The 19,769-nt window shown below is 71.4% G+C and carries 19 protein-coding genes; 17 read left to right on the forward strand and 2 right to left on the reverse strand.

The genetic code is table 11. The features are described from left to right. Positions 1 to 60 precede the first annotated feature (60 nt). From P8A18_RS22125 to P8A18_RS22140, 4 genes are all read left to right on the forward strand, one after another. Positions 61 to 1,242, forward strand: a complete 1,182-nt coding sequence (locus P8A18_RS22125) for a sugar kinase (protein ID WP_306056930.1) — start codon at positions 61 to 63, stop codon at positions 1,240 to 1,242. A 73-nt stretch (positions 1,243 to 1,315) separates the two neighbouring features. After that, positions 1,316 to 2,074, forward strand: a complete 759-nt coding sequence (locus tag P8A18_RS22130) for an IclR family transcriptional regulator (protein WP_306056932.1) — start codon at positions 1,316 to 1,318, stop codon at positions 2,072 to 2,074. 6 nt (positions 2,075 to 2,080) lie between these two features. Further along, positions 2,081 to 2,500 (forward strand): RidA family protein, encoded by a 420-nt coding sequence (locus P8A18_RS22135; RefSeq protein ID WP_306056934.1) that lies wholly within the window; start codon positions 2,081 to 2,083, stop codon positions 2,498 to 2,500. A gap of 106 nt (positions 2,501 to 2,606) precedes the next feature. Beyond that, a complete protein-coding gene (locus P8A18_RS22140) occupies positions 2,607 to 4,082 on the forward strand; it encodes a GntP family permease (protein ID WP_306056936.1) in 1,476 nt (491 codons plus the stop codon). Positions 4,083 to 4,097: 15 nt separating this feature from the next. Here P8A18_RS22140 and P8A18_RS22145 read toward each other — a convergent pair whose 3' ends face one another. Together P8A18_RS22145 and P8A18_RS22150 are read right to left on the reverse strand one after the other, a co-directional pair. After that, complete coding sequence (locus P8A18_RS22145) at positions 4,098 to 6,326, reverse strand: serine/threonine protein kinase (RefSeq protein WP_306056938.1); 2,229 nt, start codon at positions 6,324 to 6,326, stop codon at positions 4,098 to 4,100. A 220-nt stretch (positions 6,327 to 6,546) separates the two neighbouring features. Continuing rightward, positions 6,547 to 8,280, reverse strand: coding sequence for a chitinase (locus P8A18_RS22150; RefSeq protein WP_371933702.1), 1,734 nt, complete (start codon positions 8,278 to 8,280; stop codon positions 6,547 to 6,549). A gap of 425 nt (positions 8,281 to 8,705) precedes the next feature. On the opposite strand from P8A18_RS22150, the gene P8A18_RS22155 reads away from it, so the two are divergent. The 13 genes from P8A18_RS22155 (at position 8,706) to P8A18_RS22215 (ending at position 19,736) form a co-directional block, all read left to right on the forward strand. Beyond that, entirely contained in the window at positions 8,706 to 9,542 is an 837-nt protein-coding gene (locus tag P8A18_RS22155; protein WP_306061068.1) for a hypothetical protein, read from the forward strand. A gap of 96 nt (positions 9,543 to 9,638) precedes the next feature. Continuing rightward, positions 9,639 to 10,352, forward strand: coding sequence for a Flp pilus assembly protein CpaB (cpaB, locus tag P8A18_RS22160; RefSeq protein WP_018550355.1), 714 nt, complete (start codon positions 9,639 to 9,641; stop codon positions 10,350 to 10,352). Between the two features lie 7 nt (positions 10,353 to 10,359). Then, positions 10,360 to 11,607: a CpaE/TadZ family protein gene (locus tag P8A18_RS22165; RefSeq protein WP_306056939.1), complete on the forward strand. Its 1,248-nt coding sequence runs from the start codon at positions 10,360 to 10,362 to the stop codon at positions 11,605 to 11,607. Between the two features lie 49 nt (positions 11,608 to 11,656). Beyond that, positions 11,657 to 12,103 (forward strand): TadE family protein, encoded by a 447-nt coding sequence (locus P8A18_RS22170; RefSeq protein ID WP_306056941.1) that lies wholly within the window; start codon positions 11,657 to 11,659, stop codon positions 12,101 to 12,103. Then, positions 12,097 to 12,492, forward strand: coding sequence for a TadE/TadG family type IV pilus assembly protein (locus P8A18_RS22175; protein WP_306056943.1), 396 nt, complete (start codon positions 12,097 to 12,099; stop codon positions 12,490 to 12,492). Before P8A18_RS22170 ends, P8A18_RS22175 begins: the two co-directional genes overlap by 7 nt. 45 nt (positions 12,493 to 12,537) lie before the next feature. Further along, positions 12,538 to 13,878 (forward strand): TadA family conjugal transfer-associated ATPase, encoded by a 1,341-nt coding sequence (locus tag P8A18_RS22180; protein WP_306056944.1) that lies wholly within the window; start codon positions 12,538 to 12,540, stop codon positions 13,876 to 13,878. 46 nt (positions 13,879 to 13,924) lie between these two features. Next, positions 13,925 to 14,863 (forward strand): type II secretion system F family protein, encoded by a 939-nt coding sequence (locus P8A18_RS22185; RefSeq protein ID WP_306056946.1) that lies wholly within the window; start codon positions 13,925 to 13,927, stop codon positions 14,861 to 14,863. Between the two features lie 26 nt (positions 14,864 to 14,889). Beyond that, positions 14,890 to 15,777, forward strand: a complete 888-nt coding sequence (locus P8A18_RS22190) for a DUF5936 domain-containing protein (RefSeq protein ID WP_306056947.1) — start codon at positions 14,890 to 14,892, stop codon at positions 15,775 to 15,777. A gap of 49 nt (positions 15,778 to 15,826) precedes the next feature. Continuing rightward, positions 15,827 to 17,149 carry a sensor histidine kinase gene (locus P8A18_RS22195; protein WP_306056949.1) on the forward strand — a complete coding sequence of 441 codons (1,323 nt, stop codon included), beginning with the start codon at positions 15,827 to 15,829 and terminating at the stop codon, positions 17,147 to 17,149. 16 nt (positions 17,150 to 17,165) lie between these two features. Beyond that, a complete protein-coding gene (locus P8A18_RS22200) occupies positions 17,166 to 18,071 on the forward strand; it encodes a response regulator transcription factor (RefSeq protein ID WP_306056951.1) in 906 nt (301 codons plus the stop codon). 170 nt (positions 18,072 to 18,241) lie between these two features. Continuing rightward, a complete protein-coding gene (locus P8A18_RS22205) occupies positions 18,242 to 18,475 on the forward strand; it encodes a hypothetical protein (RefSeq protein WP_306056952.1) in 234 nt (77 codons plus the stop codon). Then, complete coding sequence (locus tag P8A18_RS22210) at positions 18,472 to 19,110, forward strand: pilus assembly protein TadG-related protein (RefSeq protein ID WP_306056954.1); 639 nt, start codon at positions 18,472 to 18,474, stop codon at positions 19,108 to 19,110. Before P8A18_RS22205 ends, P8A18_RS22210 begins: the two co-directional genes overlap by 4 nt. 29 nt (positions 19,111 to 19,139) lie before the next feature. After that, positions 19,140 to 19,736 carry a hypothetical protein gene (locus tag P8A18_RS22215; protein WP_306056955.1) on the forward strand — a complete coding sequence of 199 codons (597 nt, stop codon included), beginning with the start codon at positions 19,140 to 19,142 and terminating at the stop codon, positions 19,734 to 19,736. Positions 19,737 to 19,769 lie beyond the last annotated feature (33 nt).

The raw sequence follows: 19,769 nt of genomic DNA on the forward strand, positions 1-19,769 counted from the left end.
AGCCGACGCCCGGTCAATGGTGAGTGCCGGCGTTGCCGCCCGACCCCTGAGGAGCCCCGCGTGTCCGGAACCACGCCCAGGACCCGTACCGACGCCACGACCGCCGACGTCGTGTGCCTCGGTGAGTCCATGGTGACGTTCCTGCCCTCGCGGCCCGGACGCCTCGCCGACGTGCCGTCCTTCGCCCGGGGGATCGGCGGCGCGGAGTCCAATGTGGCCTGCGCGCTCGCCGCGGCCGGGCACCGATCGGCCTGGGTGAGCCGGGTCGGGGCGGACGGATTCGGCGACCACCTGGTCGAGGCGATCGGCGCGTACGGCGTCGACACCTCCGCCGTGCGGCGCGATCCGCACCGGCCCACCGGCATCTACTTCCGTACGGCGACGGACCGCGCCACGGATGTCCACGAGGTGGCGTACTACCGGGCCGGGTCCGCGGCCTCCGCGATGTCGCCCTCCACCGTGCCGCCCGACAAGCTGCCCGCCGGGCGGATCCTGCACCTGTCCGGCATCACGGCCGCGCTGTCCGCCGACTGCCTGGCGCTGCTCCACGAGCTGACCGCTCCGCGTCGGGGGCGGCCCCTGATCTCGTTCGACGTGAACTACCGGCCGGGGCTGTGGCGGGGGGAGTCCCCCGCGGTGCTGCTCGATCTGGCGCGGCGGGCGGATGTGGTGTTCGTGGGAGAGGACGAGGCGGAGTCGGCGTGGGGGGTCGTGGGCGCCGAGGCGATCCGTGAGGCGCTGCCGGAGCCGGGGGTGGTCGTGGTGAAGCGGGGGGCCGACGGCGTCACGGTGTTCTCCCATGAACCGGGGCTCCGCCCCGGACCCCGCGCCTCGGACGCCGGCGGGGCTGATTTTCAGCCCGTCCGGCGTTTGAGGACTGGGGGTCCGGGGGCAACGCCCCCGGTTCGGGAAGGGGCGGGGCGGGGAGAGGCCCCGCGCAGCGGCCCCGACACCGTCACCGACGTTCCCGCGCTCCGCGTGGACGTCGTTGCCCCGGTGGGCGCCGGCGACGCCTTCGCCGCCGGGTTCCTGTCCGCCACCCTTCGCGGACTCCCGGTCCGCGACCGCGCCCGCCACGGGCACCTGATGGCCGCCGCCGTGCTCACCGTTCCCGGCGACCTCACCGAACCGCCCGCCCGCGACCGGGCCGACCACCTCGCGGCCCTGGACGACGACGCCTGGGGGAGACTGCGTCTCGGCCCCGGCTGGACGGGGGACGACACGGAGGTACGTACGACATGAGCGAGCTCAGCGAGCGATCCGACAAGAGGGGCGTCACCGGCGAAGGCCGGGCCGAGGACAGCGAGGCACGCGCGTGAGCCAGACCGTCGACCGGGCGCTCAGCATCCTGCCGCTCCTCGCCCAGGGACCCGCCGACCTCGGACAGGTCGCCGAGCGGCTCGGCGTCCACAAGTCCACCGCACTGCGCCTGCTCCGTACGCTCCACGAACACGGCCTCGTCTACCGGCAGCAGGACCAGCGCTACCGCCTCGGCGCCCGCCTGTTCGCGCTGGCCCAGGAGGCCGTCGAGAACCTCGACGTACGCGAGATCGCCCACCCGCACCTGGTCGAACTCAACGAGAACTGCGGGCACACCGTCCACCTCGCCGTGTACGAGGAGAACGAGGTCCTCTACATCGACAAGGTCGAGAGCCGCTACCCGGTCCGCATGTACTCCCGGATCGGCAAGCCCGTCGCGATCACCGTCGCCGCCGTGGCCAAACTGCTGCTCGCCGACCTGAGCGAGGCCGAGCGGCGCTCCATCGCCGACAAGCTCGACTACCCCATGTACACGTCCCGTTCGACGCCCGGCGCCGCCGCGTTCCTCAAGGAACTGGCCACCGTACGCGAACAGGGCTGGGCCACCGACCTCGGCGGCCACGAGGAGTCCATCAACTGCGTCGGCGCCCCGATCCGCGGCGCGGACGGGCGCGTCGTCGCCGCGATGTCGGTCTCCGCGCCGAACGTGGTCGTCACGGCCGAGGAACTCCTCACCCTGCTCCCCCTGGTCCGGCGCACCGCCGACACCATCAGCCGGGAGTACTCCGGCAGCAACCGACCCAAGAAGGCCTGATCAGCGATGACCGCCAAGACCGCCAAGACCGCCCTCACCCCGAGCACCCACACCACCCCGCCGGCGAAGTTCTCGCACGGCGTGCGCAAGGGCAACATCCTCCAGGTCGCCGGCCAGGTCGGCTTCCTGCCCGCCGTGGCGGGCCAGGCTCCCACCCCGGCCGGGCCCACCCTGCGTGAGCAGACCCTCCAGACCTTCGCCAACGTCAAGGCGATCCTGGAGGAGGGCGGCGCGAGCTGGGACGACGTGATGATGATGCGCGTCTACCTCACGGACGTGGACCACTTCGCCGAGATGAACGAGATCTACAACACGTACTTCGCCGAGCAGGACCTCAAGCAGGCCCCCGCCGCGCGCACCACGGTCTACGTCGGCCTGCCCAAGGGCCTGCTCATCGAGATCGACGCCCTCGCCGTCCTGGGCTGAGCCATCCCCGTAACCCCCACCCCGCCCGGCACGGCGCCGCACAGGTCAACGGCGCCGTGCCGCGATCCCCCCTGCCCCAGAACCATGGACGACAACGGAGTTACCCATGCAGCTCGCCGCAGGCCCCACCCCGCCCGAGACGCCACCCCACACCGGTGGACTCCTCCTCCTGATCGACGGGACGGCCGGTCTGCTGACCGTCGCCGTTCTCGGGATCGCGCTCCTCCTCTACCTGATCATCAAGGTCAGGCTCCAGCCGTTCGTCGCGCTCCTCGCGGTGTCCATAGCCGTCGGCCTGGGCGCGGGCCTCTCGGTCACCGAACTCTTTGGCACGGTGCAGAAGTCCGCCGCCGTCTCCGTCATCGAATCCGGCATGGGCGGCATCCTCGGCCATGTCGCGATCATCATCGGCCTCGGCACGATGCTCGGCGCGATCCTGGAGGTCTCCGGCGGGGCCGAGGTGCTCAGCGCCCGGCTGCTGCGCCTCTTCGGTGAGAAGCGCGCCCCCCTCGCGATGGGCCTGACCGGTCTGATCTTCGGCATCCCGGTCTTCTTCGACGTCGGCATCTTCGTCCTCGCCCCGATCGTCTACGCCGCCGCCAAGAGGTCCGGAAAATCGATTCTGCTGTACTCGATGCCGCTGCTCGCCGGTCTGTCCATGACCCACGCGTTCCTGCCGCCGCACCCCGGCCCGGTCGCCGCCGCCGGGCTCTTCCACGTCTCGCTCGGCTGGGTCATCCTGATGGGCGCCCTCGTCGGCATCCCGTCCGTCCTCGCCGCCTGGGGTTACGCCGCCTGGATCGGGAAGCGGATCTTCGTGGACGTGCCGCAGGACATGGTCGAGGCCGCCGAGGAGGCGAAGGCGGCCGTCGTCGCCGAGCAGCGGGCCGCCGGGGTCACCCCGCACGAGGCACCGGTCGCGCTCTCCACCGTGCTGGCCATCATCGGCACCCCGCTGGTGCTGATCCTCGCCGCCACGTTCTCCTCCATCGCGCTCGACCCCTCGACACTCCGCTCGGTCATCGAGTTCTTCGGCAACCCGTTCGTCGCCCTGACGATCGCGCTGCTGCTCGCGTACTACCTGCTGGGCATCCGGCGCGGCTGGTCCCGCAAGTCCCTGGAGTCGGTGTCCACCTCGTCCCTGAAGCCGGTCGGCAACATCCTGCTGGTCGTCGGCGCGGGAGGCATCTTCGGCGCCGTGCTCAAGGGCAGCGGCATCGCGGACGCGCTCGCCGACACCTTCAACGACGTCGGGCTGCCCGTCATCCTGCTCGCCTGGCTGATCTCGGCCGTGCTGCGCATCGCCCAGGGCTCGGCGACCGTCGCCATCGTGACGACCGCCGGCATCGTGGTCCCGCTCGTGGAGAACCAGGACTTCTCGCAGCCGCACCTCGCGCTGATCATCATGGCGATCTCGGCGGGCTCCATCATCGCCTCGCACGTCAACGACGGCGGCTTCTGGATGGTGTCCAAGTACTTCGGCATCTCCGAACGCGACACCCTGAAGTCCTGGACCGTTCTGGAGACCGTGCTGTCCGTCGCCGGTTTCGCGGTCGCCGCGCTCCTCAGCCTGGTGATCTGACCGTACGCGTACGGCTCACGCGGCCGAGGCGCAGATGATGCTGCGGCCCTGGTTCACCTGCCAGTACCAGAAGCGTTCGCCGGGCCCCGAAGGGCAGGTCCAGTTCTGGCCCGCCTTCGGGGCCCGGTAGAAGCCGGTGATCCGCAGGATCGACTGGCCCGCCTTCGGCACCTTGGACGCGTCGCAGCTCCACACCACCGTCAGATCGGCGTTGGTGGCCCCGTTGACCTTCGCGGGGAAGCACTGGCCCGCCCGGTACACCCGGTCCAGGCACAGCGTGCGCACGACCCCGTCGTCGCCCGTCCTGCTCCACCAGGTGAAGCCCGCCCCGGTGTCGCAGGAACTGGACGCGCCGGAGCGGGTGCTGACCCGGCTGACGTGCATGTACGCGTTCGAGGCGCCGCAACTCACCCGGATCGGGCGGCTCGCGCTCATGTTGTCGTACCCGTCGTTGTACACGTTGAGGCAGTCCCCGGCGTGCACGGCGGCGAAGGCCCGGTCGGTGGCGTCCATGGTGGGTTTCGGCTTCGGGGTCGGCTTCGGCGCCGGGGACGTGGGACGACGCGTGGGGGTCGGCGTCGGCTCCTCGGTGGCCGTGTCCGTGTCCGCGTCGCTGTTGTCGGAGTCGGAGTCGGTGTCGGTGTCGGTGTCCGGGGCGGCTCCCGCCTTGTCGTCCCCGTGGGTGTCGAGATCGCTGCCGGAGGTGACGGAGCCGGACGCGGCGCTGCCGGACGCCGAGCCGCCGCCCGCCTTCTCCCAGGGCTGCCACGCCACCAGCGCGATCACGGCGGCCACCACGAGCAGCCAGCCCAGGGCCGAGGCGGCGGCCGGTGAGCCGGTGCGCGGTGACGGGGCGCCGGGGCCCGGCGGGACGGGAGAGGCGGGCGAGGCGGTCCGGGCGCGCGCGGCCTGCCGGCGTGCGGCTCGCTCCTGCTCGGCACGTCGCAGGGCGGCGGCGCGCTCCCGCTCGGCCCGTTCGCGCTCCACGCGCTCCCGTTCGGCGCGCTCCCGGTCCGCCCGTTCCTGGGCGGCGCGGGCCCGTTCGGCGCGCTCGGCCTCCCGGCGGGCCGCCTCGGCGCGCTCCCGCTCGTCCCGCTCCGCCTGCCGCTGGGCGAGGAGTTCGGCCTGCTCGCGCTCCGCCTCCTCGCGTTCGGCCTGCTCGGCGCGCTGGCGCGCGGCCAGTTCGGCGAGGGCGGCCATCTCGCGGCGGGTGCGGTCGCGCGCGGCCCTCGCCCGCCGCTCCGGTGAGTGGACGAGCGTCGGGGGCGGCTGCGCGGCGGGCCGGGTGCGCTGGACGAGGGTCGGGGCGGCGCCCGCCGGGTCCGTGGAGCGGCCACCGGCCCACTCGCGCCCCTGGGCGGCGTACGCGTCGATCAGTCCCGTCCAGCGCGGCGGCAGCCAGCGGGTGCCGCTCGTCGTCGTCGGCAGTCCGGCCTGCTGCCGGCGGAAGCGGGCCAGCAGCTCGGCGGGGGCCGGCCGGTGGCGCGGCTGGACGGCCAGGCAGGGCCGGATCGTCTGGACGAGCTCCTTCGGCAGGCCCGCCAGGTCGAGCTGGCAGCGCTGCACACGGGCCAGCAGGCGCAGGGTGTCGCCGTCGGTGCGGTAGGGCGGGCGGCCGGTCGCGAGCAGGAACAGCGTGGCGCCCAGCGAGTACACGTCGGACGCGGCCGTGGACTCCTCGCCGCGCGCCTGCTCGGGCGAGGTGAAGGCGATCGTGCCGAGCGTGAGGTTGGTGAGGGTGAGGTCGCTGGCGTGCGAGATGCCGAAGTCGATGACCCGGGGCCCGTCCAGCGGCAGCAGCACGTTCTGCGGCTTGACGTCGCGGTGGACGATCCCCGCCTCGTGCAGGGTGACCAGGGCCTGCGCGGTGCCGGCCGCGATCCACCGTACGGCCGAGGCCGGCAGCACCCCGCAGCAGCGCACCAGTTCGGAGAGCGGGGGCGCCGCGATGTAGTCGATGGCCATCCAGGGCCACCGGGCGTCCGGGTCGGCGTCCCGTACGCGCGCCGTGAACGCGCTGTCCACCCGCTGTGCGAGCGCCACCTCGCGGGCGAAGCGCCGCCGGTCGGTCTCGCCGACCCGGCCCTCGGCCAGTAGCGTCTTCACGGCGACCAGGCCGCGGCCGCCGCCGCGGGCCAGATAGATCCGGCCCATGCCCCCGGACGCCAGACGCCCCAGCAGCCGGTAGGGCCCGAGCGTCACCGGGTCGTCGCCGCCCAGCGCATCGATCCGCGCCCCGGCCATGTCACTCCCCCCGTCGCCCCCAGCACCGCGCCCCCCAACGGTGCCACGCGCGGGCGCGGACATCCATGCGGTTGGGCAACACGCGTACAGGACTGTTGCGTTACCGGTATCGAAGCTGCCCGCGCGCACCCCGCCCGGAACGCAGCAGCGCCGCCGGGGGAGCGGCGGCGCTGCTGGTCGGTGCTGCCGGCCGCGGGCCGGCAGGGGTGACAGGTGGTGGTTACGGCAGCCCGTGGACGTGCGGGGCGACCGCGTTCGACCAGGCGTTGCCGGACGAGGCGTCCCAGTTGGTCGACCAGGTCATCGCGCCGCGCACACCGGGGTACGTCTTCGACGGCTTGAAGGTGCCGCAGCTGGTGCCCTTGGCCAGGCAGTCCAGGGCCGCGTTCACGACCGACGGGGAGACGTAGCCGCTGCCCGCGCCGCTGGTGGAGGCGGGGACACCGAGGCCGACCTGCGACGGGTCGAGGCCGCCTTCGAGCTGGATGCAGGCGAGCGCGGTGAGGAAGTCCACCGAGCCCTGCGAGTAGACCTTGCCGTCGCAGCCGAGCATCGAACCGCTGTTGTAGTACTGCATGTTGACGACGGTCAGGATGTCCTTGATGTTGAGCGCCGTCTTGAAGTACTCGCCCGCGGTGGACTGCATGTCGATGGTCTGCGGGGCCATCGTGATGACGAGGCCGGAGCCCGCCTTCTGCGACAGCGAACGCAGTGCCTTCGTCATGTACGTGGAGTTGAGGCCGTTCTCCAGGTCGATGTCGACGCCGTTGAAGCCGTACTCCTGGATCAGCGAGTAGAGCGAGTCGGCGAAGTTGGCCGCGGACGCGTCGCTGTTGACCGAGACCGAGCCCTTCTCGCCGCCGACCGAGATGATGACGTTCTTGCCGGCCGCCTGCTTCGCCTTGATGTCGGCCTTGAACTGGTCGACGGTGTAGCCGTTCAGGCCCGCCGAGTCCAGGTTGAACGTGACGGCGCCGGGTGTGGCCGTGGCGTCGGCGAAGGAGACCGCGATGATGTCGTAGTTCGCGGGCACGTCGCTGAGCTTCTGGACGGCCGCGCCGTTGTTGAAGTTCTGCCAGTAGCCGGTGACCGCGTGCTTGGGCACGGAGGTGCCGGGGTTCGGGTTGCCCGTCCCGGAGGTGGCCGTACGGCCGCTGACCGCGGCGGACTTGACGGACTCACCGGCCGCGTTGGTGGCGGTCACCGCGAACTGGTACGCCGTGTCGGCGGAGAGACCGGTGACGGTCGCCGAGGTGCCGGTGGAGGTGGTGGCCTTCACGCCGTCCTTGTAGACGGTGTAGCCGGTCGCGCCGGACACCGCGCTCCAGGACAGGGCGATGGAGGACGAGGTGGTCGAGCCGACCGCGAGCCCGGCGGGGGCCCCGGGGATCGACGGGCCGGGCTCGTCGGTGCCGCCGCCGCCGTCCGGGCCGGTGACCGAGACGTCGTCGGCGAGGTAGGCGGCCTGCCCGTACCAGCCGTGCGTGTACACGGTGACCGACGTGGTGTTCGGGCCGGTCGTGAAGGAGGTGCTGAGCTGGGTCCAGCTGCTGGAGCCGGGGGACCAGGTCGACACGTCGGTGGTGCCTGTGCCGCTGGCGCCCAGGTAGGCGTATCCGCCCTGGACCCAGGAGCTGAGCTGGTACGTCGAGTTGGGCTTGACGGCCACGGTCTGCGAGCACTTGGCGTTGTCCTGGCCGGCCGGGGTCGCCTGGAGGGCCGAGGTGCCGCTGTGCACGGGGGAGGAGACGGTGGTGCCGGAGTTGCCGGTACACGTCCAGTTGGAGAGGCCCGACTCGAAGCCGGCGTTCTTGGCGACGTTGACGTCGGCGGCCTCGGCGCTGGTGACGAGCCCGGTCAGGGTCAGCGCGCCGGCGGCGACGACCGCCATGGCGGAGCCGAGTACCGGGCGGGTACGGCGTCTTCTGCGGCTCGGTGCGGGGGAACGATCCACTTGCTGCCTCCGGGAGGAGTCGGGGATGGCGGGGGGCGACACGGGGGTGTCGGGGGTGTGGAATCGAGGAACGGTGGCCACCGCTGGGCGATAAACTGGTCCAGACCAATCAAGTTGTCAAGACCTCTGGCAGCGACCGGTCCTGACCGGGCCGCCCGGCGGGCGCGAGCGAACCCCGCCGGAACCGCCGTACCGTGCGCAAACCAACACCCGTCCACTGGGAACGGTTTGCCGCGCCGACGCCCCGAGAAGACTTCATCAGCCGTGCCGTACGGACTTCTTGAAGGTGTTCTCTGCCCTGCCGTACGTGGATAAAGTGCTCAGGCGGGAGCATCCGAGCCGGAAGCACCCGGCAGGAGCGATTACGGCCGGCGGTACGCGGCGGCCCGAGGTGAACGGGGAACGGCGTGCCGACAGCAATAGCAGTGACCGGCCCCGGCCTCGTGCTGCCCCCGCAGGACCAGCAGACACCCCCCGCCGTCGTCCTGCGCGCCCCCGGCGAACAGCCCCTCGACCAGGCGATCGGCGACATGCAGATCCTCCTGGAGCAGCACGGCTATGTCATCGCCGTCTACCCGGCCGGCATCCCCGCCGCGCACGAGCGCCGCCTGCACACCATTCGCTCCGTCCTGGAGAGCGACCGGATCGCGCTGCTCAGATCGCCGCTGCCCCCGCTGGGCGTGGCCGTACTCGTACGCCAGTTACGCCAGTTGTCCGTGTGCGACTTCAGCGCGGGCGTGATCGCCTCGGCCGCCCGGCTCCTCTCCCACTACATCCACGCCGGGGCGCTGCTCAACTCGGTGACCAGGCTCGACCGGGTCCCGGTCACTCTCAAGGCGCACGCCAAGTCCTGGGTCCCCGGCTCGCAGTTCGGCGTGCTGGCCAACCCGGAACCCCAGCTGATCAGGGTCGGTACGGGCGAACTCGCCGGTCCCGGGTTCGCCACGCACCTCCTCTTCGCCCGGGGGCAGTCCCAGTCGGAGTGGGTGACGGGAACCCTCGCCCCCGGCTGGCAGGTGCAGGCGGTCCACGAGGCCGCGCTGCCCGAGGAGTCACCCGGCTGGTGGGGCACGTCGAAACTGATCGAATTCGCCGCCTTCCTGCCCGATATCTCGCTGATCTACCAGCTGGTCTCCTCGGTGCGCAGAGAGGTGTGCGCCTGGTGCGGCAACGAACTCATCGGTGACCGCTGCGGCCTGTGCAACGCCCCGCTGAAACCGCCCGAGACCCGGTCGAACGGTGCCGTTGTCCTGAGGTCATGACGGGCGGCGCCGGCCCGTCCCCGTACCGCCCTGATCCCCGTACCGCCCTGTTCCCCCGCCCGTCGGCCCACATATCCCAACGAGGTTGCTCCGCCCATGAATTCACGGCAACGCCGCGGCGTCATCCTGCTCCTCCTGTCGGTCCTGTGCGCCTTCGGGGCGTTCGCCGGTGTGCTCTCGGTGATCAGTGACGTGAACTCCAAGGTCGGGCCCGAGGTGACCGCGTACCGGGTCAAATCCACGATCACGCCCTACAAGCCCCTGGAAGCAAGCCAGTTCGAGAAGATCAGGATGCCCAGGCGCTGGCTCTCCAAGAACGCCGTCACCGACCTCTCCGCCCTCCGCGGCAAGATCGCGGTCACCGAACTCCACACCGGCTCGCTGCTCCAGGACGACATGCTCGTCGACCGCCCCCAGCTCAAGGACGGGCAGCAGGAGATAGCCATCATGATCGACGCCGCGACCGGCGTCGCCGGCAAGATCAGGCCGGGCAACCTGGTCAACATCTACGCCACGTTCGCCGGCCGCACCGAGAAGGAGAAGTCGACCTCCCGCGTCATCGTCGCCAACGCCAAGGTCATCGACGTCGGCCGGCTGACCTCCCTGGAACCCAAGCCGGAGGACCGCGGCGACGGCCCCACCGAGGCGGTCCCGATCACCTTCGCCCTGAACACCACCGACGCCCAGCGCGTCGCCTACGCGGAGTCCTTCGCCGAGCACGTCCGCCTCGCCCTGCTCCCCGCCGACAGCCCCACCACGCTCCGGCCGGGCGAGGGCAGCTACAACCTCGACGAAGACAAGAACAAGTGAGGACCGGATGAGCACACGCATCCTCCCGGCCGTCGGCGACGCCGACGCCGCCCGAGCCGTCACGACGCTGCTCGGCCAGCTCCCCGACGCGGAGCCGGCCGCGCCGCTCGGCGACTCGACCTCACTGCTCGACACCCTGGCCCAGCTCGCCGCCGAGTCCCTGGACGAGCTGCCCGAGGTGGTCCTCGTGCACGAACGGATCGGCCCGGTCCCGGCCCTGGAGCTGATCCGGGAGGTGGCCCTGCGCTTCCCCGCGGTCGGGGTCGTCCTCGTCACCGCCGACGCGAGCCCCGGGCTCTACTCGGCGGCCATGGACGCCGGCGCCCGGGGCCTGGCGGGCCTGCCCCTCTCGTACGAGGAGCTGGCGCAGCGCGTCCAGGGCGCCGCCGGCTGGTCCACCGGGGTCCGCCGCCATCTCGGCGCGGGCGCCGACGTCCTCACCGGCCCCGGCGGCACCGTCGTCACGGTCAGCGGCGCGAAGGGCGGCGTCGGCACCACCGTCACCGCCGTACAGCTGGCCCTCGCCGCCGCCGCGTCCGGCCACACGGTCGCCCTCGCCGACCTCGACCTCCAGTCGGGGGACGTCGCCTCCTACCTCGACGTGCAGTTCCGGCGCTCCATCGTCGACCTCTCCACCATCCAGGACATCTCGCCGCGCGTCCTCCAGGACGCCCTGTTCAACCACGACACCGGCCTCGCCCTGCTGCTCGCCCCGGGCGAGGGGGAGCGCGGCGAGGACGTCAGCGACCGCGTCGTACGCCAGACCGTCAGCGCCCTGCGGCACCGCTACGAGATCGTCGTCATCGACTGCGGTACGCACATGAACTCGGCCAACGCGGCGGCCATCGAGATGGCCGACCACACCCTGCTGGTCACCACCCCGGACGTGATCACCGTCCGCGCCGCCAAGCGCATGGTCCGCCTCTGGGACCGGCTCCAGGTCCGCAAGGCCGAGGAGACCGTCACCGTCGTCAACCGCCACACCCGCAGCACCGAGATCCAGCCCGCCCTGATCGAGAAGATCACCGCCACCCGGGTCGCCCGGATCCCGGTCCCCGCCAACTTCAAGGAGCTCCAGGCGGTGGTCGACGCGGGCCGCCTCCAGGACCTGGACGCCAAATCCACCGTGAAACAGGCCCTGTGGGGGCTGGCCGGAGATCTCGGTCTGGTCAAGAACGCGGAAGGAGCCGCCCGAGGGGGCAGGTTGAAGGGGGACCGCGCTTCGGCCGGCGGCCGGCGGGGACGTACCAAGTGAACGCGCGACGACCGGACGGACCGGGGCGACCGAGGGGGACCGTTGCATCATGAACCTCTTACGAGCGGACCGGCGGCGACGGCCCGGAGCGGGCGGCGCCCGCACCCGGGCCCTTCGCGACGGCCGGTCCGACCGGGGCCAGACCGCGATCGAGTTCGTCGGCACCCTGCCGCTGATCCTGATCACCCTGGCGCTGCTCTGGCAGGCCGCGATGGTCTGCTACACGTACATCCTGGCGGGGAACGCGGCGGACAAGGCGGTCAGGGCCGCGGCGGTCACGGAGGGCAGCCAGCAGGCGGCCTGCGAGCGGGCCGTGCGCGAGGACGTGCCCAGCGGCTGGACCACCCGCGTGGAGCGCTGCGGTGAACCGTCCAGCGAGCTGGTCACCGTCCGGGTGAGGCTCGACGTGCCGATGCTGTTCCCCGGCGCCTTCGACCTGCCCTGGCACGCGACGGGCGAGGCCAAGGCCCGCAACGAGAGGCGGGACGCGTGGTGAGGCGCGGGCCGGCCCCTTCCCGGCGGCGCGGCCGGCCCGCCGCGTCCCGGGAGCGCGGCCAGGCCGCCATCGAGTACGTGGGCGTCCTCACCCTCCTCCTCGTCGTCGCGCTGGCCGTGGTCCAGCTCGGCATCGCCGTGTACGCGGCCCAGCAGGCGGGTACGGCGGCCCGGACGGCGGCCAGGGTCGCCTCGACCGACCACCAGGAGCACCGGGCGGGCGCGGTGGCCCGGGACTCCATGAGCGGCTGGCTGGCCGACGGGGCCGAGGCCTCCACGACGCGGGGCGCCGGCTCCGTGACGGTCACCGTGCGCGTCTCCATCCCCAGCCTGCTGCCGATGTTCTCCTTCGGCTCCGTCGAGAAGAGCGCCACCATGCCGACCGACTGACCCGTAGCCCACACAGCGCCGAGAAGAACCGAGGGAGTTGAGCACATGAGCCTGCGGGCGCGTATCACCAGTCCCGAGCCGGCGAACGGGATGAGCGAGGAGAGCCGGCTGGTCGGGGTCTACCGCGCCAAGCTCCTGGAGGAGATCGACCTCGCGGAGATGTCCGCCCTCGCGGCGGCCGATCGCAGGGCGCGGCTCGAACGCGTCCTCGGCCACATCATCAGCCGCGAGGGCCCCGTCCTGTCCTCCGTGGAGCGCTCGCACCTCATCCGGCGCGTCGTGGACGAGGCACTCGGCCTCGGCATCCTCGAACCGCTCCTCGAAGACGCCTCCATCAGCGAGATCATGGTCAACGGCCCCGAACAGGTCTACGTGGAGCGCGGCGGACGCCTCGAACTCCTCCCGATGCGCTTCTCCTCCACCGAGCAGCTGATGCAGACCATCGAACGCATCGTCTCCACGGTCAACCGCCGCGTGGACGAGGCGAACCCGATGGTCGACGCCCGGCTGCCGTCCGGCGAGCGCGTCAACGTGATCATCCCGCCGCTCTCCCTCTCGGGCCCCATCCTCACCATCCGGCGCTTCCCGAGGGCCTTCACGCTCCAGGAGATGATCTCCCTCGGCTCGCTGGACGAGCACATGCTGATCCTGCTCGCCGGCTTCGTCCGCGCCAAGTTCAACGTGATCGTCTCCGGGGCCACCGGCACCGGCAAGACCACCCTGCTCAACGCCCTGTCCGGGCTCATCCCGGACGGCGAACGCATCGTGACCATCGAGGACTCCGCCGAACTCCAGCTCCAGCAGTCCCACGTGATCACGCTGGAGAGCCGCCCCTCCAACGTGGAGGGCAAGGGCCGCATCACCATCCGCGACCTCGTCCGCAACTCGCTGCGCATGCGGCCCGACCGCATCATCGTCGGTGAGGTCAGGGGCGGCGAGACGCTCGACATGCTCCAGGCCATGTCCACCGGCCACGACGGCTCGCTCGCCACCGTCCACGCGAACAGCGCGGAGGACGCGCTGATGCGGTTGCAGACCCTCAGCTCCATGTCCGAGGTCGAGATCCCGTTCGCCGCGATCCACGACCAGATCAACAGCGCCGTCGACGTGATCGTTCAGCTGACCCGGCACGGCGACGGCTCCCGCCGCATCACCGAGATCGCCGTGGTCGACTCGCACGGCCGCGAGGACTACCGCATCGTCTCCGTCTGCCGCTTCAACGCCCTCCCGATGGCGGCGGACGGGCGCGTGTACGGCCGCTTCGACTACTTCCCGGTGCCGCGCCGCGTCGCCGAACGCTTCCACATGACCAACGAGACCGTCCCGCCGGCCTTCGGCGTCGCCCAGGCCGACGAACAACTCCTCGTACGCACCTCCACCGCCTGAGCCCGCCCCACCCCCCCGCCCGCCGCTCACCCAGAAGGCCCCCGACATGGACAACCTCCCGCTCCTGACGGTCGGTGTCACCCTGCTCGCCTGTCTGCTCGCCGTCATCGGCCTGCACAGCTACTCCTCGGGCAGGGAACAACGGCAGGCGCTGATCGACCGCATGTCCCAGACCGGGCAGCCGGCCGTGGAGGGCCGCGTCCGGCGCTTCCGGGCGATCGACCAGTGGCTGCGCAGGACCGGCCTGGGCAAGCGCATCGAACGCAAGATCGCGGTCACCGGCCTCGACCTCACCCCCGGCGAGTACGCCGTCTACGTCGTGGCGGCCCTGCTCGCGATCTACTTCGTCATGGCCTCCGTCTTCGCGTCGTTCTTCGGGCTCGTCGCCGTACTCATCGGCCTGTGGGGCGGCAACGCCTTCCTCAACTGGCAACGCGCCAAACGCACCGAGGCGTTCATCAACCAGCTCCCCGAACTGACCCGCGTCCTCGCCAACGCCACCCAGGCGGGCCTGGCCCTGCGCACGGCCATCGGCATGGCGGTCGAGGAACTGGACGACCCGGCCCACGCCGAGCTGCGCCGGGTGGCCGACCGGCTGGCCGTCGGCCACTCCCTGGACGACGCCCTGAACGAACTCGTGGAACGGCTGCCCTCCCGCGAACTGACCGTCCTGGTCTCCACCCTCATCCTCTCCAACCGGACGGGCGGCTCGATCGTCTCCTCGCTGCGCAACCTGACGGGCACGCTGGAGGAACGCAAGGAGACCAGGCGCGAGGTCACCACCCTGCTCTCCCAGGTGAAGGTGACCGCCGTCGCCGTCCCCGTCCTCGGCCTGGCCTTCCTGCTCGTCGTGAACGGAATGCGCGCGGGCGCCCTCGACGACATGGCCGCCGCCACCCCGGGCCGGATCGCCATCGTGATCGCGGCGGGCCTGTACGCCCTCGGCTTCTTCCTGATCAACCGCCTGACCCGCGTCCGTATCTGACGGCCGGAAGAGAGAGGAGCACAGAGATGGAACTACTGCTCGCGGCCGTCATCGGACTCGCCGTCCTCGGCGCCTTCCAGGGCATCCGTATGTATCGCGCCGACGCCAAACTCCCCGGCGACCTGGCCATCGCCCTGGAGGTCGGCGCCAGCCGCACCAGCGCCGCCGGCTCGGCCATCGACCGGCTGGGCATGCCGTATGCCCCCCGCGTCCTGTCGATGATGGGCCCCGGACGCGTCGCCCGGATCCGCCGCAAGCTGGACATGGCGGGCAACCCCCGGGGCCTCACCGTCGACCGGTACGCCGCCCGGCGCGCCGTCTACGGCGGCCTCGGCATCCTGGCCGCCCTGGCGATGCTGATGAACGGACAGGTCGTCCTGGCGATCATCCTGCTCGTCTACGGCCTCTTCTGGACGGACGTGATCATCCGGGCGGCCATCAGCCGGCGCAAGGACGACATCGACCGGACCCTGCCCGACTTCCTCGACGTCCTCGCGGTCGTCGTCTCCGCCGGCCTCGGCTTCCGCCAGGCGCTGGAGCGGGTGGCGGACAAGTACACCGGCCCCTGGTCCGACGAGCTGCGGATCACCCTGCGCCAGATGGACATGGGCGTCAGCAGGCGCGACGCCTTCGACCAGCTCCGCAAGCGCAACGAGTCCGAACAGGTCTCCATGTTCGTCTCCGCCCTCCAGCAGGGCGAGGAGCTCGGCGCGCCCATCGTGGAGACCCTCATTCAGATCGCCAACGACATGCGGCGCACCGACGCCCAGAACGCCCGCCGCAGGGCGTCCAAGGCCGTCCCCAAGGCCACGCTCATCGTCACCAGCTTCATGCTCCCGGGAACGATGATCCTGATCGCGGTCGGCTTCTACTACGCGGCGAACGTCGACATCAACGAGATCTTCGGCAGCTGACGCCCACGGGCACGCCACCGCGACCCCCGCGAGGAGGTGAAGACAGACCATGGCCCCACGACCGGCCGGCCCCGCCCTGACCGGCGGCCCCGACGCGACGACACCGGCGAGCGCACCCGGCCATGTGCCGCCGCTGCCCATCCAGGTGAACGCCCTCCAGGCCCTGTGCCGCCAGCTCTTCGGCTTCCGGCTCGCCATGACCGCGCTGGCCGCCCCCTTCGCCCTCGCCGGGGTCCACGACGAGCTGGGCAGCTGGCTGGTGGGGGCGGCGGTCCTCGTCACCGTCATGGTGTCCTACGTGCTGATGCGGGACTGGGAGCGCTTCGGCCCGTTCCTCCTGCGCCACCCCTCGCTCCTCGCCGCCGACATGCTGTTCGGCGCGCTGCTGCTGTTCGCCGCCAGCCCCGGTTCGACCCTCTCGTACGTCACGGTCTGCACCCCGCTCCTCGCGGGCCTCGTCTACAGCTGGCGGGGCGGCGCCGTCTTCGCCGCGCTCCAGACCCTGCTGCTGGCCGCCGCCTACGGCATCAGCGAACAGGACGAGGCCGACGCCACCGCGCTCCTCATGGTGGGGCTCTGCATCATGGCCGGCGCGGTCGGCGCCACGCTCCGGGGCCTGCTGCTGCGGTTCGGCGCCGCGTCCCAGGCGCTGACCGAGACCCGGGCGCGGCTCGCCGTCAGCAGGGCGGTGGAGGCGGAGCGGGCCCGGCTTGCCCGCGAGATGCACGACTCCGTCGCCAAGACCCTGCACGGCCTGGCCCTGGCCGCCGACGGCCTGGCGAGCACCGCCGACCGCATGGACCCGGCGGCCGTCAGACGCCGGGCGGAGCTGGTCGCCCGCTCCGCCCGCCGGGCCGCCGCCGAATCCCGGGAACTCCTCTCGGACCTGCGCCGCGACTCCGGCCTCGACGGCGGTATCGACCTCGTCGCCGAACTGGCCGCCCGCACCGCCGACTTCGAACGCCGCACCGGGGTCCGGGCCGTCTTCCGCCGCCTCGGCGACGACCGGGTGCCGCCCGTACCCCACGCCGTCGCCCGGCATGCCCTGACCATCGCCACCGAAGCCATGGAGAACGCCCGCCGCCACGCCCGCGCCTCCCTGGTGGACGTCTCCGCCGGCCTGGTCCGCGACGTGGTGCGGATCAGCGTGTACGACGACGGCGACGGCCTGCCCCCGGGCACCACCCTGGCCGCCCTGCGCCGGGCCGGCCACTTCGGCCTCGTCGGCATGGTCGAACGGGCCGCCTCCATCGGGGCCCGCATACGGATCGGCCGGGGCGGGGCGTCCCGGGGCACGGAGGTCCGCCTCGACCTGTCCCTCGCCGCGATGGACCTCCCGCGTGCGCCGGCCCCCACCGTCCCCGTTCCCTGAGAGAGGAGGCCCTGTCGTGCCGGACGACATACCCGACGGCCGTTACGGCTCCGGGGAGCAGTGGCCACCGCAGCCGCCCGCCCCGGCCTTCCCCGCCCCCGCCGCCACCCCGCTGCGGGTCCTGGTCGCCGACGACAACCCCGTCGTACGGGCCGGCCTGACGGCGCTCCTGCACGGCCGCGGCGGCCTCGTCGTGGTCGCGGAGGCGGGCGACGGCCGTCAGGCGTACGAGAAGGCGGTACGGCACCGCCCGGACGTCGTCCTGCTCGATGTGCGCATGCCCGGGGTCGACGGGATCTCGGCCCTGCCGCACCTGGTGCGCCTGGCCCCGGTGCTGATGATGACCTACAGCAGCGAGAGCGCCGTCGTCCGTCGGGCGCTGCGCCTGGGCGCCGGGGGCTATCTGGTGCACGGCGAGTTCACGGCGGCCGAACTGGTGGCCGCGGTCCGGGACACGGCGGAGGGCCGGGCCCGCTTCACCCACTCGGCGAGCGGCGCGCTGCTGGAGTCCCTGCGGGAGCGGGCCACCCCGGAGGACGAGGGGCGGCCGCCGCTGCCGGACGGGCTGGGGGCGGTGTGCGCGGGGGCGGCGGCCCGTTGCCCTGCGGAACCGCACAGTGACGGCCCGTCCCCGCGAAATGCCCCGCCCACGGGGCCATTTGTGGGACATTCAACGTCGAGGTCTTCCGCTCCGGCCGCCCGGAGCGTGTTGTCGGAGCTGAGTGAGCGGGAGGTGGAGGTGATGGATCTGATCGCGTCGGGCATGTCCAATCAGCAGATCGCCGCCGCCTGTTTCATCAGTCAGAAGACGGTGAAGAACCACATCAACCGCATCTTCACCAAGCTGAATGTCGGCAGCCGCGGCGAGGCCATCGCCCTATGGCACCGCAGGCCGCCGGGGGGACCGGCACGGCATGGCTGAAAGCGGAACGCTACCTGGCACGCAACGGCGCAAGTGGGCCCGGAGTTGGGCCCTGAGGCCCATGATGAGGGGTGTTGTACCGACGTACGTTGCTCACGTCGGAGACACGCGGACTCACGGATCAGCGTCGACCGGTTCTCGGTCGGTCGAACTCGGAGGGGGACATCGTCATGAAGGACATCGCGCTCAAGGCCGCCGTGAGCACACAGATTTATGTGAACCGCTGGGCGAACACCACCGCCCATCACATGAAGCGCCGCAAGGACAGGGGCCAGGGGGCGATCGAGTATGTCGGCATCACGATCCTGGTGGTGGCGATCGTGATTGCGCTGATCAATACCAAGATGGGGACCACCATCGCCAACAAGTTCACGGCGAAGATCAACAAGGTCCTCAACAAGTGAGCTTGCGTTTCCACAGTGAATCGGGGCAGGCCGCGCCGCTGTACATCGCAGCGATAGTGGGCCTGCTCTTCGTTGCGTTGATCTTATTGGCGTTCGGTGAGGCCGATATTCATCGCAACGGCGCCCAGAGTGCGGCCGACGCCGCCGCGCTGGCGGCTGCCAAGGAATCGCGCAGCCTGCTCGAACCGGATCTGAAGGCACATCTGGCCGACCTCGAATACTTCGACTCGGTGTTCAACACGGCCTTCCTCGGGGGACGCGGTGACGCATGCGGGAAGGCATTCGCGTTCGCCGGCCGGAACAAGGCGACTGATGTCCGATGCCGGCCACTGGCCGATGGCAGATGGGGCTACGAGGTCCGTCTGAAGTCGAGCAAGGGCATGAGTACGAACAGTGTTCCCGGGGTCGGGGGCAAGAAGGCGGAAGCCGTGGCCGTGGCCGTTGTCGAACCTCGATGCACGTTCATCCCGGATCCGGACAGTGACCCGGACGCGGTTCCGGATCCGGACGCGGAGGCCGCGCCGATCGGCAAGGTTCGCTGCGACGGCGACCTGGAATGGGCGGTCGATCCCGAGGACCTGACGTTCATGCCCGACGTGGCCGACCTCTTCTCCGTACGCCTGGCCGAAGACTGACTGAGACTGACCGCAAAGGATAGGGATCGATGACTACTGGGTACGTGAGGAACGTGCGCCGGGCCGGTGCTACCGCGCTCTTGGTCGCGACGTTGGCCTTCTCCGCGGCGGCGTGCGGTGGCGACGACGACGGGGGCGCCCAGGGCAAGGGGGCATCGAACTCCGCGGCGGCGCCCGGTGCCGAGAAGGAGAAGAGCAAATCCGGCGGCGCGGCCACGGAAACCAGTACGGTTCTGGCAACCGCCAAGGGGGACGGCGGAGTTGAATTGGTCATTAATTCCGCCACGCGCGACTCAGGTGGATTCCTCACCGTGAGCGGCCAGATCAAGAACACCGGAAGTGAGGATTACACCACGCCGATCCAGTGGAGCGGCGAGGAGGAGGCGGTGGCGTCCACCGACCGGTCCTTCGCGGGAATGACGCTGGTGGACTCGAAGGCGAAGAAGCGCTACTACGTGCTGCGTGACACCGACAACCGACCGCTGACGACGAGCGGATTCGACCCGAGTATCGAGGCGGGTGCCGCTCTTACGTTCTTCGCTCAGTTCCCCGCACCCGATCTGTCCACCAACGAAGTCGGCCTGCAGTTCCCCGGCTTTGCCAACACGACGATTGCAATCTCGTGATGAGCGGCGAGACGAGCGGCAGCGTGCGGGCGT

Source organism: Streptomyces sp. Mut1 (genome assembly GCF_030719295.1).
GTDB lineage: Bacteria > Actinomycetota > Actinomycetes > Streptomycetales > Streptomycetaceae > Streptomyces > Streptomyces castrisilvae.

Coding starts and splice junctions, on each gene's coding strand:
- P8A18_RS22135 (WP_306056934.1), top strand. CDS start 2,081: ATGACCGCCAAGACCGCCAAGACCGCCCTCACCCCGAGCACCCACACC.
- P8A18_RS22140 (WP_306056936.1), top strand. CDS start 2,607: ATGCAGCTCGCCGCAGGCCCCACCCCGCCCGAGACGCCACCCCACACC.
- P8A18_RS22145 (WP_306056938.1), bottom strand. CDS start 6,326: ATGGCCGGGGCGCGGATCGATGCGCTGGGCGGCGACGACCCGGTGACG.
- cpaB (WP_018550355.1), top strand. CDS start 9,639: ATGAATTCACGGCAACGCCGCGGCGTCATCCTGCTCCTCCTGTCGGTC.
- P8A18_RS22165 (WP_306056939.1), top strand. CDS start 10,360: ATGAGCACACGCATCCTCCCGGCCGTCGGCGACGCCGACGCCGCCCGA.
- P8A18_RS22170 (WP_306056941.1), top strand. CDS start 11,657: ATGAACCTCTTACGAGCGGACCGGCGGCGACGGCCCGGAGCGGGCGGC.
- P8A18_RS22180 (WP_306056944.1), top strand. CDS start 12,538: ATGAGCCTGCGGGCGCGTATCACCAGTCCCGAGCCGGCGAACGGGATG.
- P8A18_RS22185 (WP_306056946.1), top strand. CDS start 13,925: ATGGACAACCTCCCGCTCCTGACGGTCGGTGTCACCCTGCTCGCCTGT.
- P8A18_RS22190 (WP_306056947.1), top strand. CDS start 14,890: ATGGAACTACTGCTCGCGGCCGTCATCGGACTCGCCGTCCTCGGCGCC.
- P8A18_RS22195 (WP_306056949.1), top strand. CDS start 15,827: ATGGCCCCACGACCGGCCGGCCCCGCCCTGACCGGCGGCCCCGACGCG.
- P8A18_RS22205 (WP_306056952.1), top strand. CDS start 18,242: ATGAAGGACATCGCGCTCAAGGCCGCCGTGAGCACACAGATTTATGTG.
- P8A18_RS22215 (WP_306056955.1), top strand. CDS start 19,140: ATGACTACTGGGTACGTGAGGAACGTGCGCCGGGCCGGTGCTACCGCG.